The 16,614-nt window shown below is 69.1% G+C and carries 17 protein-coding genes; 8 read left to right on the forward strand and 9 right to left on the reverse strand.

All coding sequences use genetic code 11. The features are described 5' to 3' along the window. Nucleotides 1–56 precede the first annotated feature (56 nt). Complete coding sequence (locus ACFWHU_RS16835) at nt 57–914, reverse strand: hypothetical protein (RefSeq protein WP_387225409.1); 858 nt, start codon at nt 912–914, stop codon at nt 57–59. Nucleotides 915–1,095: 181 nt separating this feature from the next. On the opposite strand from ACFWHU_RS16835, the gene ACFWHU_RS16840 reads away from it, so the two are divergent. From ACFWHU_RS16840 to cseC, 6 genes are all read left to right on the forward strand, one after another. Beyond that, entirely contained in the window at nt 1,096–1,860 is a 765-nt protein-coding gene (locus tag ACFWHU_RS16840; protein ID WP_387225410.1) for a phosphatase PAP2 family protein, read from the forward strand. Nucleotides 1,861–2,014: 154 nt separating this feature from the next. Continuing rightward, nucleotides 2,015–2,926: an A/G-specific adenine glycosylase gene (locus tag ACFWHU_RS16845; protein ID WP_387225411.1), complete on the forward strand. Its 912-nt coding sequence runs from the start codon at nt 2,015–2,017 to the stop codon at nt 2,924–2,926. 293 nt (nt 2,927–3,219) lie between these two features. Continuing rightward, nucleotides 3,220–3,840, forward strand: coding sequence for a SigE family RNA polymerase sigma factor (locus ACFWHU_RS16850; protein ID WP_385798292.1), 621 nt, complete (start codon nt 3,220–3,222; stop codon nt 3,838–3,840). Then, nucleotides 3,828–4,694 carry a hypothetical protein gene (locus ACFWHU_RS16855; RefSeq protein ID WP_387225412.1) on the forward strand — a complete coding sequence of 289 codons (867 nt, stop codon included), beginning with the start codon at nt 3,828–3,830 and terminating at the stop codon, nt 4,692–4,694. Before ACFWHU_RS16850 ends, ACFWHU_RS16855 begins: the two co-directional genes overlap by 13 nt. Before the next feature lie 17 nt (nt 4,695–4,711). Next, a complete protein-coding gene (gene cseB, locus ACFWHU_RS16860) occupies nt 4,712–5,416 on the forward strand; it encodes a two-component system response regulator CseB (RefSeq protein WP_385798296.1) in 705 nt (234 codons plus the stop codon). Continuing rightward, nucleotides 5,413–6,726: a two-component system sensor histidine kinase CseC gene (cseC, locus tag ACFWHU_RS16865; protein ID WP_387225413.1), complete on the forward strand. Its 1,314-nt coding sequence runs from the start codon at nt 5,413–5,415 to the stop codon at nt 6,724–6,726. Before cseB ends, cseC begins: the two co-directional genes overlap by 4 nt. Nucleotides 6,727–6,898: 172 nt before the next feature. Here the strand turns inward: cseC and ACFWHU_RS16870 are convergent, their stop codons facing one another. Continuing rightward, a complete protein-coding gene (locus ACFWHU_RS16870) occupies nt 6,899–8,488 on the reverse strand; it encodes an MDR family MFS transporter (RefSeq protein ID WP_385798300.1) in 1,590 nt (529 codons plus the stop codon). Between the two features lie 125 nt (nt 8,489–8,613). On the opposite strand from ACFWHU_RS16870, the gene ACFWHU_RS16875 reads away from it, so the two are divergent. Next, nucleotides 8,614–9,192: a TetR/AcrR family transcriptional regulator gene (locus tag ACFWHU_RS16875; RefSeq protein ID WP_387225414.1), complete on the forward strand. Its 579-nt coding sequence runs from the start codon at nt 8,614–8,616 to the stop codon at nt 9,190–9,192. Here ACFWHU_RS16875 and ACFWHU_RS16880 read toward each other — a convergent pair. Both ACFWHU_RS16880 and ACFWHU_RS16885 read right to left on the reverse strand, forming a co-directional pair. Continuing rightward, entirely contained in the window at nt 9,182–9,841 is a 660-nt protein-coding gene (locus ACFWHU_RS16880; RefSeq protein WP_385798304.1) for a M23 family metallopeptidase, read from the reverse strand. The two genes, ACFWHU_RS16875 and ACFWHU_RS16880, sit on opposite strands and share 11 nt — an antisense overlap. 574 nt (nt 9,842–10,415) lie before the next feature. Then, nucleotides 10,416–12,944, reverse strand: a complete 2,529-nt coding sequence (locus tag ACFWHU_RS16885) for an ATP-dependent Clp protease ATP-binding subunit (protein WP_382570164.1) — start codon at nt 12,942–12,944, stop codon at nt 10,416–10,418. Between the two features lie 451 nt (nt 12,945–13,395). Here ACFWHU_RS16885 and ACFWHU_RS16890 point away from each other — a divergent pair, with 451 nt between their 5' ends. Beyond that, nucleotides 13,396–14,076 (forward strand): SCO3374 family protein, encoded by a 681-nt coding sequence (locus ACFWHU_RS16890; protein WP_387225415.1) that lies wholly within the window; start codon nt 13,396–13,398, stop codon nt 14,074–14,076. On the opposite strand, the gene ACFWHU_RS16895 is transcribed toward ACFWHU_RS16890, so the two are convergent. The 5 genes from ACFWHU_RS16895 to ACFWHU_RS16915 form a co-directional block, all read right to left on the reverse strand. Further along, a complete protein-coding gene (locus ACFWHU_RS16895) occupies nt 14,055–14,390 on the reverse strand; it encodes an Lsr2 family protein (protein WP_023539576.1) in 336 nt (111 codons plus the stop codon). The genes ACFWHU_RS16890 and ACFWHU_RS16895 overlap by 22 nt on opposite strands. A gap of 144 nt (nt 14,391–14,534) precedes the next feature. Continuing rightward, nucleotides 14,535–15,068: an amino-acid N-acetyltransferase gene (locus ACFWHU_RS16900; RefSeq protein ID WP_147878355.1), complete on the reverse strand. Its 534-nt coding sequence runs from the start codon at nt 15,066–15,068 to the stop codon at nt 14,535–14,537. 9 nt (nt 15,069–15,077) lie between these two features. Continuing rightward, on the reverse strand, nt 15,078–15,587 hold the full coding sequence (locus ACFWHU_RS16905; RefSeq protein ID WP_387225686.1) for a BlaI/MecI/CopY family transcriptional regulator: 510 nt from the start codon (nt 15,585–15,587) through the stop codon (nt 15,078–15,080). A gap of 139 nt (nt 15,588–15,726) precedes the next feature. Then, complete coding sequence (locus tag ACFWHU_RS16910) at nt 15,727–15,906, reverse strand: hypothetical protein (RefSeq protein ID WP_385798310.1); 180 nt, start codon at nt 15,904–15,906, stop codon at nt 15,727–15,729. A gap of 13 nt (nt 15,907–15,919) precedes the next feature. Continuing rightward, a complete protein-coding gene (locus tag ACFWHU_RS16915; RefSeq protein ID WP_387225688.1) occupies nt 15,920–16,531 on the reverse strand; it encodes a hypothetical protein in 612 nt (203 codons plus the stop codon). Nucleotides 16,532–16,614 lie beyond the last annotated feature (83 nt).

Genomic DNA, 16,614 nt, shown 5'->3' on the forward strand with positions numbered 1-16,614 from the left:
CGGCACCACCGCGTCGGTGGTGCCGCCCTCCTACGTACGTGGGCCCTGCGTGCGTGTCAGTCCTTGTCCAGGCGGATCGACGTCTGGCCCTGCTTCACGGTCGCGCGGGGCGCCGCCGCCTCCACCAGGTAGGTGCCCGGTTCGGCCTTGCCCGGCGGGGGTGTGGCGCACTGCGGGGCGCTCTGCGTGAGGTCCCAGACAAGCGTGCGCGTGACGGTCCCGCCGGCGGGCACCTTCAGCAGCAACTGACCGATCTTGGGGCAGTCCTTGGAGGACCAGACCTCGTCGCTCTCGGCGTCGGTGACGGTCAGCACCACGGACTTCGGCCCGAGGTCCGCCTTGCAGTCCTTGGCCGACCCGTTGGTGGCGACGATCCTGAACGTGGGCTTCTCGCCCGGCTCGTAGGCGACCTTCCGGCTCTCCAGCTTCAGGGTCAGCGCGCTCGGCGCGCAGTCGGGGAGGCTCGATCCGACCGGGACCTGCTCGCCCGTGCTGCCGCCGCTCGCGCCGTCACCGCCACTGCCACCGCTGCCGCCGCCGTTCGCGGCGCCGCCCGAACCGGCGGATCCGCCCGTACCACCACCGCTGTTCTCGCCGCTGCCACCGCCGTCGGCGCCCGCGTCCGTACCACCCTGGTCGCCGCCGCCGTTGCCGCCGGTCTCGTCCGACTCGTCGCGTCCGCCCGGCTGTTCACTGATCGCGGGTCCGGATCCGGACGGTCCCGGAGTGATCGAGGGCGCGGGGCCTTCTCCGTTCGCGCCGTCGTCGCGCTTCTTCCCGCCTTCACCACCGTTGGATGTGACGGCCCATACGACGAGCAACGCGAGCAGCGCGATCAGAGTCGCCGCTACTGCCCTCCGTCGCCAGTAGATGGAGGAGGGAAGCGGCCCGACCGGATTGCGCATAGATCCCACGACGCAAACTCTACGAGAGTTCAGGCCCAACTCCCGCCCCACATGCCGCTCGTCTCGCAAGTTTTACGGATCATCATCACGCGACGACCGCCCGTGTGCCCCTACTTGTCACTTTCGTCAGGGGTTCGGCCGCCGATGGCGAGATGCGCGAGCCGGAGCGAGGAAGGTACCGTCCGTAATCATGGACCCCTCCGTCACCAGCGGCCTTTACCGCGACATTACTGACCTCGCCCAGCAATCGCCTTCCTGGGTAGGGCACTTCGTCGAGATAGGGACGGAGGCCGTGATCCTGATCTTCGGAGTTCTGTTCCTCGTCAGCTGGTGGCGCACCCGGTCCGCGGACTCACGGGCCATGGCCGTGGCGGTAGTTGGGCCGCTGGCGACCGCCGTCGCGTACGTGTGCAGCGAACTGTTCAAGAGCGCCGTGCAGGAGGACCGGCCGTGCCGCGCGGTCGCCGGAGCGGCGGCGTCACTGGCGACCTGTCCGCCGGTCGGCGACTGGTCGTTCCCCAGCAACCACTCGACCATCGCCGGGGCGGCGGCGATCGCGCTCGCCATCGCCTGGCGGAAGATCGCGATCCTCACGCTCCCGCTGGCGCTCTTCGCCGCCTTCTCGCGGGTCTTCGTCGGCGTGCACTATCCGCACGACGTGGCGGTGGGGCTGGTGCTCGGCGGGCTGGTCGCCACGCTCGTCGTCCTGGCGCTGACGCGGCCCGCTCGGGCGCTGATCGAGACGATGCGGACGAGCCGTACGGGTGTGGTGGTCTGGTTCGCGGGGCCGGGGCCGGCCGTCCGGCCCGACATCGGTTCGGGACAGGTCCACGGCGAGGGGTCCGGCCAGGCGTCGGGGTACGGACCGGAGTCCGGGCACGGAGCGGGGCACGGACCTGTCGGGGACTCCCGCCGGCTCCGCCGGCAGAGGGGCCGCCACGGCGCGCGCCCCTGAGCGCGCGGTTCACTCCCGCGTCCCCCACCGTCGGCCGGGCGGGCACGACCAACAACGCGCCCCCTTCACGCCCCCGTCACTCCCCGCGACGCCGGGCGCACGGCGGCCCGGATGCACCACCCCCAACCCTGAACGTGCCAGGATCGGTGGTGCCATGACTGCGACTTCTGCGACTACGCCGCCGGTCACCGACCCGGCCGCCCTTCACGATCCCGTCATCGCGTGGTTCGACGCGCACGCCCGCGACCTGCCCTGGCGCCGCCCCGACACGGGCGCCTGGGGCGTGATGGTCAGCGAGTTCATGCTCCAGCAGACCCCGGTCGCCCGGGTGCTCCCGGTGTACGAACAGTGGCTCGCGCGCTGGCCCCGCCCGGCCGACCTGGCCGCCGAGGCTCCCGGCGAAGCGGTACGCGCCTGGGGCAGACTCGGCTATCCACGCCGGGCGCTGCGGCTGCACGGAGCGGCCCTGGCGATAACGGAGCGGTTCGGCGGCGACGTACCCCGCGAGCACGGTCAGTTGCTCGCGCTGCCCGGGATCGGCGAGTACACGGCCGCCGCCGTGGCCTCGTTCGCGTACGGACAACGGCACGCCGTCCTCGACACGAACGTGCGGCGCGTCTTCGCGCGCGCCGCCGCCGGCATCCAGTACCCGCCGAACGCGACGACGGCCGCCGAGCGCCGGCTGGCCCGCGCGCTGCTGCCCGTGGACGAGGAGACGGCCGCCCGCTGGGCCGCCGCGTCCATGGAACTCGGCGCGCTCGTGTGCACCTCGAAGAACGAGGACTGCGCGCGCTGCCCCATCGCGTCACAGTGCGCCTGGCGGCAGGCCGGCAAACCGGCGCACCAGGGCCCGGCCCGGCGCGGCCAGACGTACGCGGGCACCGACCGCCAGGTGCGGGGCAAGCTGCTCGCCGTACTGCGCGAGGCGGTGGGGCCGGTGCCGCTCGCGGTGCTCGACGGCGTGTGGGAGGAACCGGTGCAGCGGGCCAGGGCGCTGGACGGGCTGGTGGCCGACGGGCTGGTCGAGCCGCTGGCCGACGACCTGTACCGACTGCCGCAGACCTGAGCGCACCACCCGGCCCTTTCCGCCCGACCCTCTGTTACCACCCGGCGACGCCCCATTCGATCCGGCTCGGCCGGCCCCCTGCGGGCCGGCCGTTCGAATGTCACGCCACTTGTCGCGGCTTCGTCCGTTCCATCCCTGCGCCGTTACACAACCGATGGATGTCCGTGCGCCCGCCGAGGGCTGGCGCGCACGACCTCGTGACAACGCCTCCGTAACTTCTGGGACGTAAGGCAGCACGGAGGACGACAGCAGCGCGGCGAGCGGTGCGGTTCACGGGGTGGGAGGCGGTTGGCATGGCGAACGGCGAGGTGCTCGAATTCGAGGAGTACGTACGCACCCGGCAGGAAGCTCTGCTGCGCAGTGCCAGGCGGCTGGTCCCCGATCCCGTCGACGCCCAGGACCTGCTCCAGACCGCCCTGGCCCGTACGTACGGCCGGTGGGACGGTATCGCCGACAAGTCGCTCGCCGACGCGTATCTGCGCCGCGTCATGATCAACACCCGTACGGAGTGGTGGCGGGCGCGCAGGCTCGAAGAGGTGCCGACCGAGCAGCTGCCCGAGCCCTGCATCGAGGACGGATCCGACCAGCGCGCCGACCGAGCGCTGCTCATCGACATCCTCGGGGTCCTGGCGCCGAAGCAGCGCAGCGTCGTCGTGCTGCGGCACTGGGAGCAGATGAGCACGGAGGAGACGGCGGCGGCGCTCGGCATGTCTACCGGTACGGTGAAGAGCACGCTGCACCGGGCGCTGGCCAAACTCCGTGAGGAGCTGGAGGCCCGGGAGCTGGCACGCCGCGATGTGGAGCGCCGGACGCCGGGGAACCGGCAGCCGGAGCGACGCCGTCCGCGCGCCCAGGCTCCGGAGCGTGCCGGTTATCGTCGCGACGGACGGGGGCAGGAGCGGTGCGCGGCCTGAAGCGCGACAGAGACGGCACCCCTGCGCCGAGAACGACGAGCGGTCGTACGCCGGCGGCCCGGAGCGCCACCGACGGCACGGCGCCCGACGGCACAGCGCCCGGCCGAACCAAGACCGGCCGCACCAAGACCGGCCGCACCAAGACCGGCCGGGCGGCGGCCGACGACATATCGCCCGGTGACACACCGGCGAGCCGGACCCTGAAACGGCTGACACTGACAACGACGACCGCGACCGGCGCCCTGGCGCTGGTCGTGATCGTCGCCTTCGGCGTGTTCGCCATCGGCTCCACGACCGCGACCGGCACCAGGGACGAGGGCGCCGCCGCCGTCGCCACCGCCGACCCCGTCACGCCGCCGACCGACACGGACTCGGCCATGCCCGCCGAGGACATCGACCCGGTGGCCCTGCTCCAGCGTGACCCCAAGGTGAGCGGGCAGGTCAAGGCCGACCTCAAGCCGTGCTCCGAGGACGCCTACCCGGTGGACACCTCGTACGGGAATCTGACCGACGGCACCGCGCCGGACGTGGTGGTCAACGTGATGAGCTGCGACGACGCCGTGGGCCTGGGGACGTACGTCTACCGCGAGTCCGACCAGCAGCGGTACGAGAACGTCTTCGTCGCCGAGGAACCCGCCGTGTACGCCACGATCGACCGCGGCGAGCTGGTGGTGACCCGCCAGGTGTACGCGAAGGGCGACCCCGTCTCGTATCCGTCCGGCGAGGACATCGTGACCTACGGCTGGGCCGACACGAGATTCACCGAGCGCTACCGGGTGCGCAACAACTACAGCGGAGCGGTCGTCAACGGCCCCGTGGACGCCCCCGCGCCGTCCGCGTCGATCGGGAACTGAGAGAGCTGAGCTGCCGGATGCTGGAGACCCATGTCCTGTTCGTCGAGGACGACGACGTCATCCGCGAGGCCACCCAACTCGCGCTGGAGCGTGACGGCTTCACGGTGACGGCCATGCCTGACGGCCTGTCCGGTCTTGAGGCGTTCCGGGCCGACCGGCCGGACATCGCGCTGCTGGACGTGATGGTGCCGGGCCTCGACGGTGTCAGTCTCTGCCGCCGTATCAGGGACGAGTCGACGGTGCCCGTGATCATGCTGTCGGCGCGCGCCGACTCGATCGATGTGGTGCTCGGCCTGGAGGCGGGGGCCGACGACTACGTGACCAAGCCCTTCGACGGCGCGGTGCTGGTCGCCCGGATCCGCGCGGTGCTGCGCCGCTTCGGGCACGCCGGCGGACCGGCCGGGGACCAGGGCGGGCAGGAGGGGGCGGACGAGCAGGGCGCGCTGTCCTTCGGCGATCTGGAGATCGACAAGGAGGGCATGGAGGTACGCAAAGGGGGTGAGCCGGTGTCGCTGACGCCGACCGAGATGCGGCTGCTGATCGAGTTCTCGGCCGCGCCCGGCACCGTCCTGTCCCGTGACAAGCTGCTCGAACGCGTCTGGGACTACGGCTGGGGCGGTGACACGCGCGTGGTCGACGTCCATGTGCAGCGGCTGCGCGCCAAGATCGGACAGGACCGGATCGAGACGGTCCGCGGCTTCGGCTACAAGCTCAAGGCATGAAGCGCCTCGCCCTGCGCACCGGCGTCCGGTGGAAGATCAGCATCGCGATCGCGGCGGTCGGCGCCCTCATCGCGCTGGCGCTGAGCCTTGTCGTGCACAACGCGGCTCAGGTCTCGATGCTGGACAACGCGCGTGAGGTGCAGTTGGAGCGGCTGCTGTTCGCGCAGCGCATGTACGACTCGACCCATGAGCTGAAGTTCGGCACGAAGCTGAACGACCCCGTGCTCCCGAACGACCTGCGGAAGAAGGTGCAGGAGGGCAGACGTGCCACCTATGTGCGCGACTCGGGGGAGGGGACGCCCGACGTCTGGGCGGCCGTACCGCTGGAGAACGGGGTGCTCTCCCTGCACAGCAAGTTCGCCGACCGCTCCGCGACGATCATGAAGGACCTCGACCGGGCCCTGCTGATCGGCTCGGTCTGTGTGGTCGTCGGCGGCAGTGCGCTGGGAGTGCTGATCGGCGGGCAGCTCTCGCGCAGGCTGCGCAAGGCGGCGGCCGCCGCCGGCAAGGTCGCGCAGGGCAATACGGACGTGCGCGTACGGGAGGCGGTCGGCGGAGTCGTACGGGACGAGACCGACGAGCTGGCCCGCGCGGTCGACGCCCTGACGGACGCGCTGAACGAACGCATCGAGGCGGAGCGCCGGGTGACCGCCGATATCGCGCACGAGCTCCGTACGCCCGTGACGGGGCTGCTGACGGCCGCGGAGCTGCTGCCGCCGGGCCGCCCCACCGAGCTGGTGCGGGACCGCGCCCAGGCCATGCGGACGCTGGTCGAGGACGTGCTGGAGGTCGCCAGGCTGGACAGCGCGTCGGAACGCGCCGAACTCCAGGAGGTGGCGCTCGGCGAGTTCGTCAGCAGGCGGGTGGCGCTGCTCGATCCCGATGTGCGGATCCATGTCGCGCACGACTCACGGGTGAACACCGATCCGCGCCGTCTGGAACGCATCCTCGGCAATCTCCTGGCCAACGCGGCCAAGCACGGCGGCACGCCCGTCGAGGTGACCGTCGAGGGCCGGGTGGTACGTGTACGCGACCACGGTCCCGGCTTTCCCGAGGCGCTGCTGCGTGACGGGCCGAGCCGGTTCCGTACGGGCGCGAGCGATCGCGCGGGGCACGGCCACGGTCTCGGCCTGACCATCGCCGCCGGTCAGGCGCGCGTTCTCGGGGCACGGCTGACCTTCCGCAACGCGGCGCCCGAGGGCCCGATACCGGGCCCGGACGAGACGGGCGGCGCGATCGCGGTCCTCTGGCTCCCCGAGCACGCCCCGACGGCGACGGGCAGCTTCCCGATGATCACACTGCCGGACTGACGCCCGGTCGCGGTCCATGGCGTCCTTGGCCAGACGCGGCCGCCGCAGGTGCCTGAGGGGCACCTGCGGCGGCTGACCTGCTTGCTCGCTGTTTCACGTCCCCGACGCCGGCACGGCCCACCGACAACGCCCCCCACCGTCCACAGCGCACCCGACACCGGCCGGGGACGCTCTAGACGGACTGCGCGACCTTCGCCCCGTCGGGCGGAGCCACGCCCTTGTCCGCCGCGCCGGCCTTCTCGGGGCCCGCGCCCCGCAGCGGGACCTCCTTGACGAAGAACGCCGCGACGAAGCCGATCACCGCGACGGAACCGGCCAGCAGGAAGGCCACGTGCGTTCCGGAGGACACGGCGATCTGGTACGCCTCACGCGCCGCGTCCGGCAGCTTGGCCAGGCTCGCCGCGTCGAGCTGCGCGGACTGCTGCGTCACCGCGTCACCACCGCGCGCCGTCATCTCCTCCTGCACCTTGCTGGTGAACAGTGCGCCCATGATGGCGACGCCGAAGGAGCTGCCGAGCGTACGGAAGAGGGTGGTCGAGGACGAGGCGACGCCCATGTCCTTCGGCTCGGCGCTGTTCTGCGCCACGAGCATGGTGATCTGCATCAGGAAGCCCATCCCGGCGCCGAGGACGGCCATGTAGACGCCGGAGGTGAGCCGGGAGGTCCCGGTGTCCATCTGCGCGAGCAGGAGGAGCCCGGTGACCATCAGGGCGCTGCCGACGATGGGGAAGATCTTGTACTTGCCCGTGTTGGTGGTGACCCGGCCCGCGAACAGCGAGACAACCATCATCGACAGCAGCAGCGGCAGGAGCAGCAGACCGGAGTTGGTCGCCGAGGCGCCCTGGACGGACTGCTGGTACAGCGGCAGGAAGAGTACGGCTCCGAACATGACGAAACCGGTCAGGAAGCCGATGACCTGCATGAGGCTGAAGTTTCGGTTGCGGAAGATGTGCAACGGCAGGATCGGCTCGGGCGCCTTGGTCTGTACGTACACGAACGAGACGAGGGTGACGACGCCGATGGCGATCAGCTCCATGATCACCGCGGAGCTCCAGGCGTACTCCGTACCACCCCAGGTGGTGACCAGCACGATCGAGGTGATGCCGACCGTCAGCAGGGCCGCGCCGAGATAGTCGATCTTGTTCTTGGTCCGCTCCACGGCGGGCAGGTGCAGCACGGTCACGATCATCGCGAGGGCGACGGCGCCGAGCGGCAGGTTGATGTAGAAGCTCCAGCGCCAGCCGAGGTGGTCGGTGATGGTGCCGCCGACCAGCGGTCCGCCGATCATGGCGAGGGCCATCACGCCGGCCATCATGCCCTGGTACTTGCCGCGCTCACGCGGCGGGATGAGGTCTCCGATGATCGCCATGACACCGACCATGAGTCCGCCGGCACCCAGGCCCTGGACGGCGCGGAAGCCGATGAGCTGGCCCATGTCCTGGGCCATGCCGCTGAGCGCCGAGCCGATCAGGAATATGACGATGGAGAGCAGGAAGATCTTCTTCCGCCCGTACATGTCGCCGATCTTCCCCCAGATCGGGGTCGACGCGGCGGTGGCGAGGGTGTAGGCGGTGACCACCCAGGACAGGTGCTCCAGCCCGCCCAGCTCGCCGACGATGGTCGGCATCGCGGTGCCGATGATCATGTTGTCCAGCATGGCGAGCAGCATCGCGATCATGAGCGCGAGCAGTACCACCCGCACGCTGCGCGGCTGTGGCTCCGCCTTAGTCTTCTGTTCCGACCCCACCGCGTCGAGCGACATGGTCCCCCACTCCCCTTGTTCCTGGCCCCGTTCTTCTACTTACTTGCCGACCGGCAAGTAAGTACACTCGGGGAAGGTAGACCTGTCACTTGCCGGTCGTCAAGTAAGTAACTCGGGAGAGCAGCATGAGCAGCACGGCGCAGCCACGTCGGGGCAACACCCGTCAGCGCATCCAGGACGTCGCGCTGGAACTCTTCGCCGAGCAGGGCTACGAGAAGACCTCACTGCGCGAAATCGCCGAGCACCTGGAGGTCACCAAGGCGGCGCTCTACTACCACTTCAAGACCAAGGAAGACATCCTGGTCAGCCTCTTCCAGGACCTGGCCAGGCCGATCGACGAGCTGATCGCCTGGGGCGAGACACAGCCGCCGACCCTGGAGGCGAAGAAGGAGATCCTGCGCCGCTACAGCGACGCGCTCGCCGCCGCGGCGCCCCTGTTCCGCTTCATGCAGGAGAACCAGGCGACGATGCGCGACCTGAGCGTCGGCGAGACCTTCAAGAGCCGCATGATGCGGCTCCTGGAGCTGCTCAAGCAGCCCGAGGGGACGATGACCGACCGCGTGCGCTGCTTCACCGCGATCTTCGCCATGCACGCCGGCATGTTCGCGCTCAGGGACGTCGAAGGCGACCCCGAGGAGAAGCAGGAAGCCATCCTCGAGGTCGCCACCGATCTGATGGTGCAGGCTCAGGGCGTCACAGAATGACGTCGGCCGAGCGCAGGAACGAGACCGGGTTGATCGCACTGCCGTAGTTCGGGGTCGAGCGGATCTCGAAGTGCAGGTGCGGGCCGCTCGAATTGCCGGTGTTGCCGGAGAGCGCGATGCTCTGGCCCTTGTCGACCTTCTGGCCGGCGTGCACCTTCACCTTGGACAGGTGCGCGTACTGCGAGTACTTCGCGCTCGGCCCGGTGCCGTGCTTGACGACTATCGCGTTGCCGTACGCGGGGCCGTCACCGGCGCCGTTGGGTCCGGCCTTCACAACGGTGCCCTTGTGGACGGCCTTCACGTTCGTGCCGACGGAGACGGCGAAGTCCTGGCCCGAGTGCTTGCTGGCCCACATACCGCCACCGCGGCCGTAGGTGGCGCTGAGGGTGTACTTGGAGACCGGCTTGGCCCAGGTGGGGTTCTTGGCCTTCTTGGCCTTGTCCTTGGCCTTGTCGGCGGCCTTGGCTGCGGTCGCCTTCTCCGAGTGGGCCTTGTCGGCGGCTACGGCGGCGGGGGCGCCGGCGTCGCCGCTGCTGTTCGCGGCGAACGCGACCCCCGCTCCGAGCGCCGTCGTCACTCCGAGTCCGGCGGCCAGGATGGCGGCACGAGTACGGAGCGTGGACTGGCGGGGCGTGGTGCGCTGCGACATTGAGAAACCTCCGGGGCGTCAATGGACCCGGCACTCAGGCACCGGGTGGGCTTGCCTCACCTTGGTAACCCGACCGCCCATCACACCCCAAACCGCCCATCTACGACATGTCGTCGTAGTCGCGGCACCGGCAGATCGACCCCTTGACGACCCGAGACGCTTCTCCGTCTTGAATCGAAATGTCCGTATTAGATACCGTTTATTCGCACGTCAGAGTGGTGCGCATCCGGTCGGCGGCCGGGCCACCGCCCCTTTCCGGGGCCTCGGGACCTTGGTCCCGAGGCGGACCTTTCCGAAGGTCCCGCCACAATCATCCGCTTCACCACTATTCCTGGTCGTAGGCGCGGAAAGGGGTGTGCGGCTTGTCACGGCGGGGGGCTCTCAACGGGCCTCGCGGGGGGCCAGGACGGAGGTGCGACCGAGGCATGACCGAAGCGCGGAAGAGGCCCTCGGAAGGGGCCCGGAAGAGGGCGGACCGCAGGTACGACAAAGGGGTGGCCCGAGACCATTTACGGTCTCGGGCCACCCCTTCGACTGCGGGCTCTCAGGCCGAGCGCAGCGGCTCAGCCCCGGCTCACGCCTCCTTCGTCAGGTTCGGACCGGCGCCGCCGCCGGCCGCCTGCTCGATCGGCGGGACGTCGGGCAGAGCCGACTTCTCCTCGCCACGGAAGCTGAACTTCTTCTCCTCGCCCTCGCCCTCGGTGTCCACGACCACGATGTGACCGGGGCGCAGCTCACCGAAGAGGATCTTCTCGGAGAGGATGTCCTCGATCTCGCGCTGGATCGTCCGGCGCAGCGGCCGGGCGCCCAGAACGGGGTCGTAGCCCTTCTTGGCGAGCAGCGCCTTGGCGTTCGGGCTGAGCTCGAGGCCCATGTCCCGGTCCTTCAGGCGCTCGTCCACCTTGTCCACCATGAGGTCGACGATCTGGATGATGTCTTCCTCGGTGAGCTGGTGGAAGACGACCGTGTCGTCAACACGGTTGAGGAACTCGGGCCGGAAGTGCTGCTTGAGCTCTTCGTTGACCTTGTTCTTCATCCGCTCGTAGTTGGACTTGGTGTCGCCCTGGGCGGCGAAGCCCAGGTTGAACCCCTTGGAGATGTCCCTGGTCCCGAGGTTGGTCGTCATGATGATGACCGTGTTCTTGAAGTCCACGACCCGGCCCTGGGAGTCGGTCAGCCGACCGTCCTCCAGGATCTGCAGAAGGGAATTGAAGATATCGGGGTGGGCCTTCTCGACCTCGTCGAAGAGGACGACGGAGAACGGCTTCCGGCGCACCTTCTCGGTGAGCTGGCCGCCCTCTTCGTACCCCACGTATCCGGGGGGAGAACCGAAGAGACGCGAAACCGTGTGCTTCTCGCTGAACTCCGACATGTCGAGGGAGATCAGCGCGTCCTCGTCGCCGAAGAGGAATTCGGCGAGCGTCTTGGAGAGCTCCGTCTTACCGACTCCGGAGGGGCCGGCGAAGATGAACGAGCCACCGGGACGCTTGGGGTCCTTCAGACCCGCCCGCGTACGCCGGATCGCCTGGGAGAGCGCCTTGATGGCGTCCTTCTGGCCGATGACGCGCTTGTGGAGCTCGTCCTCCATGCGGAGCAGCCGCGAGGACTCCTCCTCGGTGAGCTTGAAGACCGGGATGCCCGTGGCGGTCGCCAGGACCTCGGCGATCAGCTCCTCGTCCACCTCGGCGACGACGTCCATGTCGCCGGCCTTCCACTCCTTCTCCCGCTTGGTCTTCGCGGCCAGCAGCTGCTTCTCCTTGTCGCGGAGCGAAGCTGCCTTCTCGAAGTCCTGGGAGTCGATGGCCGACTCCTTGTCGCGGCGGACGTTCGCGATCTTCTCGTCGAACTCGCGGAGGTCCGGCGGAGCGGTCATCCGGCGGATGCGCATCCGTGAGCCGGCCTCGTCGATCAGGTCGATCGCCTTGTCCGGCAGGAAGCGGTCCGAGATGTAACGGTCGGCGAGCGTCGCGGCTGCGACCAGCGCGGAGTCCGTGATGGACACGCGGTGGTGCGCCTCGTAACGGTCCCGCAGACCCTTGAGGATCTCGATGGTGTGCGGCAGCGACGGCTCGGCCACCTGGATCGGCTGGAAGCGGCGCTCCAGCGCGGCGTCCTTCTCCAGGTGCTTGCGGTACTCGTCGAGCGTCGTCGCACCGATGGTCTGGAGCTCTCCACGGGCGAGCATGGGCTTCAGGATCGAAGCCGCGTCGATCGCGCCCTCGGCGGCGCCCGCACCCACGAGGGTGTGGAGCTCGTCGATGAACAGGATGATGTCGCCGCGGGTGCGGATCTCCTTGAGGACCTTCTTCAGGCGCTCCTCGAAGTCACCTCGGTAGCGGGAGCCCGCGACCAGGGCGCCGAGGTCCAGGGTGTAGAGGTGCTTGTCCTTGAGGGTCTCGGGCACCTCGCCCTTGACGATGGCCTGCGCCAGTCCCTCGACGACCGCCGTCTTGCCGACGCCGGGCTCGCCGATGAGAACAGGGTTGTTCTTCGTACGGCGGGACAGCACCTGCATGACCCGCTCGATCTCCTTCTCGCGCCCGATGACCGGGTCGAGCTTGGACTCACGGGCGGCCTGCGTGAGATTCCTGCCGAACTGGTCCAGGACGAGCGAGGTCGAGGGCGTGCCCTCGGCCGGGCCGCCGGCGGTGGCGGCTTCCTTGCCCTGGTAACCGGAGAGCAGCTGGATGACCTGCTGCCGCACCCGGTTGAGATCGGCGCCCAGCTTCACGAGGACCTGGGCGGCGACGCCCTCGCCCTCGCGGATCAGGCCGAGCAGGATGTGCTCGGTGCCGATGTAGTTGTGGCCGAGCTGAAGGGCCTCGCGGAGCGACAGCTCCAGGACCTTCTTGGCACGGGGCGTGAAGGGGATGTGGCCGGACGGAGCCTGCTGGCCCTGCCCGATGATCTCCTCCACCTGCTGGCGGACCGCCTCGAGCGAAATCCCGAGGCTCTCCAGGGCCTTAGCGGCGACACCCTCACCCTCGTGGATAAGGCCCAGGAGGATGTGCTCGGTGCCGATGTAGTTGTGGTTGAGCATCCGGGCTTCTTCCTGAGCCAGGACGACAACCCGCCGCGCGCGGTCGGTGAACCTCTCGAACATCGTTAATCGCTCCTCAGAGCGGTCAGGCAGTAAAGGGGTCGGTCCCCTCCCTGTCCTTCCGCAGCTTAGTCCCGCAAGCGGGGACCGCTCATTCCAACTGCCGACATCCGCCGTGATCACCCCGCCTCGGCGGCGAACTTTCCTCACGAACAGCCGACATCTGCTCCAACCTGATGGTGCGAGACGATGTTCCCGCAGGCCAGACAGATACCCCCGCTATCGGTACGCCGATGGCGAACGTGAGACGTCCGGGACCGCGTGTCGACCCTCCCCACTAGGAATGTCTTACCCGCAAGCACCGACAGTCCATGCGGCGCACCCCGGTTCCCTCCGCTACGGGCGAACACCCTTGCACTCCCGAATGCTTCAGTACGCCCCCACGATGAACACTCGGAGCGAGCGCATGGCAACAGCGCGTAACTCAAAGCGGCGAAGGGGAGTTGGTCCGAACATGGCTCTCCCCGTTCCGCTCCCCCGCGCGCCGCTGCCGCTCGAAGGCGGCAGTGCCTTCTGGTACGAGCACGAGCTGGGCTGGGCCACGGCGCCGGGGCCACCCGTCGCGCTGCTGACCGGGCTCCGCTTCGACGTTCTGGAGCTGCCGGCCGACGCGGGCGCCGCGTTGCTGCGCCGGATCGACGCGTCCGGGACCGGGCCGGTGGCGCTCGTGGAGGGCCGGATGCGGCTGCTGGTGGCCGCGGGCGGCGCGGAGGAACTGCCGGGGCTGCTCGACTGGCTGGAGTGGGGCGGGATCACGCTGGATCTGACCGCGGTGGGCGCCGGCGGCCGGATGACCGCTCCGGAGCCGCCGGGAAGGCCGACGGGGCCGAGAGGCCCTCGGGGGCCGACGGGGATTCAGGCGCGAGGCGGAGCGGGGGACGGACGCCCGGGAGCGGAGCAGGGGGCCGCCGTGTGGCTGCGGCCCCCCGAGCCGGGACGCGAGGTGGAGCCGACCCTGCCGGCTCTCACTCAGATCGGACACGGCCCCGGAGGGAGTGCCGGACACGGGGACAGTGGTGGGGGTGTCCCCGATCTCGTTCGACTCGTGGACACGGCGGCGACTCAGTGCCACCGGGCCCGATTGCTTCGTGGAGAAACGGCACGTACGAAATCTCAGCCGTTGGCCTTCTCGTAGGCTTCACGGATCTCGGCCGGAACGCGACCGCGATCGTTGACGCTGTAGCCGTTCTCCTTGGCCCACTTGCGAATTTCCGCGGTGTCCTTGTTCCCACCCGCGGCGGCGCGGCCCTTGCCACGGCCACCGGCGGCACGGCCACCGGTGCGACGGCCACTCTTGGTGTACGGGTCGAGCAGCCCACGAAGCTTGTCCGCATTCGCGTTCGTGAGGTCGATCTCGTAGGTCTTGCCGTCCAGCGCGAACGTGACGGTCTCGTCCGCCTCGCCACCGTCGAGGTCGTCAACAAGAAGGACCTGAACCTTCTGTGCCACCGGTTTTCCTTTCATCGAAAATGCAGTACGCCGAAAGGAAACCGCTTTTCTCAGGAAAACACAAACCCCCGGCAGAGGTTCAGTAGCACAAGAACACGGGAAACGTGCGCGATTCGGACATAGGGTTCCGGGTTCTTCAGCCGCTCACAGGTGCAGAAGCATCCGGCTGTTACCCAAGGTGTTCGGCTTCACCCGTTCGAGACCGAGGAACTCGGCCACACCCTCGTCATAGGAACGCAGCAGCTCGCTGTAGACATCTCCGTCGACAGGAGTCTCACCGATCTCCACGAAGCCGTGCTTGATGAAGAAGTCGACTTCGAAGGTGAGACAGAATACGCGCCGCACACCGAGCCACCGGGCGGTCTGCAACAACTTGTCGAGCACATGACGCCCGATGCCGTCGCCCCGGAACCGTGGATCCACCGCGAGTGTGCGCACTTCGGCGAGGTCTTCCCACATGACATGGAGTGCGCCGCATCCGACGACCGCCGCGTCGTCGTCGCGTTCGGCGACCCAGAACTCCTGGATGTCCTCGTAAAGCGTCACCGTCGCTTTGTCGAGCAGGATGCCTTCACTCACGTACGGGTCGACGAGACGACGGACCGCGGACACATCGCTCGTCCTGGCCCGCCGGACGGTGATGGCATTCGCCGCGGCTTTCGGAACCTCAGAGGACATGACTGGACGCTATCGCCCCGCTGGATGCTCTCGGTCGGCGCCCTCGGACGGGACTTCGGCGGGCACTTCGTCCGGGACTTCACCAGGTGCTTCGGCAGGGACTTCGGCCGGGACTTCGGGGGCAGTTTCTGACGGGGCTTCAGACGGAACTTCCGGCACTGCCCCCGGTGCGGCTTCGGCCTCGACTTCCGGCTGGTCACGCCGCACCATACGGACCGCGTCCTCCAGGGCGTCGCGCTGCGTCGGCGACATCATCCCGAAGAAGGCGACAAGAGCGGCCGCCGGGTTGTCGCTCTTCGACCAGGCTTCGTTCATCAGCGCCGCCGCGTAGGCGGCACGCGTGGAGACCGCCGTATATCTATAGGCGCGGCCGTCGACTTCCCTGCGCACCCAGCCCTTCTGATGGAGATTGTCCATTACGGTCATGACGGTCGTGTAGGCGATGGACCGTTCCCGCTGAAGGTCTTCGAGGACTTCCCGGACGGTGACCGGACGGTTCCATTGCCAGACGCGACTCATGACGGCGTCTTCCAGGTCTCCCAATTGGCGGGGCACACCGCAACCATAGTGCGAGATGTCCGAATGGCCGGTTATTGACGTAACAAAAAGGACGTACGACATGGTGGAAGTCGTACGTCCTGATCTACAGCCCGGTGCGTCAGGCTCCTGACGGAGTACCCGGCTGCTTCACGGCCTCCGCGCGGGCGATCGCCGCGTCCACGGCCGCGTCCTCCTTCGACTTGTTGTCCCCGCCCTGGCTTTTGACGATCGTCACGACCAGGCCGATGAAGAAGGCGGCCATCACCACGGGCGGCAGGAGAGCGGATACGTAGTCCATGGGACCAGAGTAGCTATCCGGCGGCCCGCCGTTCCGCCGGGGGCGTGGGCTTACGGCGTGGCGGAAACACCTCGGACGGCTTGGGCATCGGGCGCTCGGTGGCGGGTCGCCCGGGGGCCGCCGGACGGCGGGGCGGCGTGGGCGCCTTTCCCGGGGCCTTTCCCGGCTCCTCCTTCGGCCGGTCCGGGTCGGCTGCGGCGCGGCCTCCCTGGAGCGCCAGCAGCCGGGTACGGGGCGCGGGAGCGGCGGGTTGGCGGCCGGCGAGGCGGGCCCGTACGGAGTTCTCGGCGATCCGCCGGCAGCGGTCGAGCAGCGCGGTGGCGGCGGGTGCGGGGCACAGGGTGCGCAGAGCCATGAGGTCCTCCGGACGGGGGTCGTACCCGGCGGCCAGGGCGTCCTGGAGAAGCTCCAGATAACCGGCGGCAGAGCCGGGAAGCGCGGCGCGGTAGCGGGCGAGGTCGGCGAGGAGGAACGCGCGCAGCCGGCCGGCCTCGCGGACCGCTTCGTCCACGGACTCGGCGAGGCGCAGGCATGCCTGGACGTCCTCGTCGGGGAGGGGAGCGGGGTGGAGAGCGACGGCGAGGGCGCCTCGGAGCACACGCAGCTCGTCTGCGCCGAACGCCATGCCGCCGCGGGATCCGTATGGCGTGGGCATGAGGTGACGATACTCACGAACCGCACAAAATCGTCTAAACGCGACGGAAGCGG

Source organism: Streptomyces sp. NPDC060366, assembly GCF_042725135.1.
GTDB lineage: Bacteria > Actinomycetota > Actinomycetes > Streptomycetales > Streptomycetaceae > Streptomyces.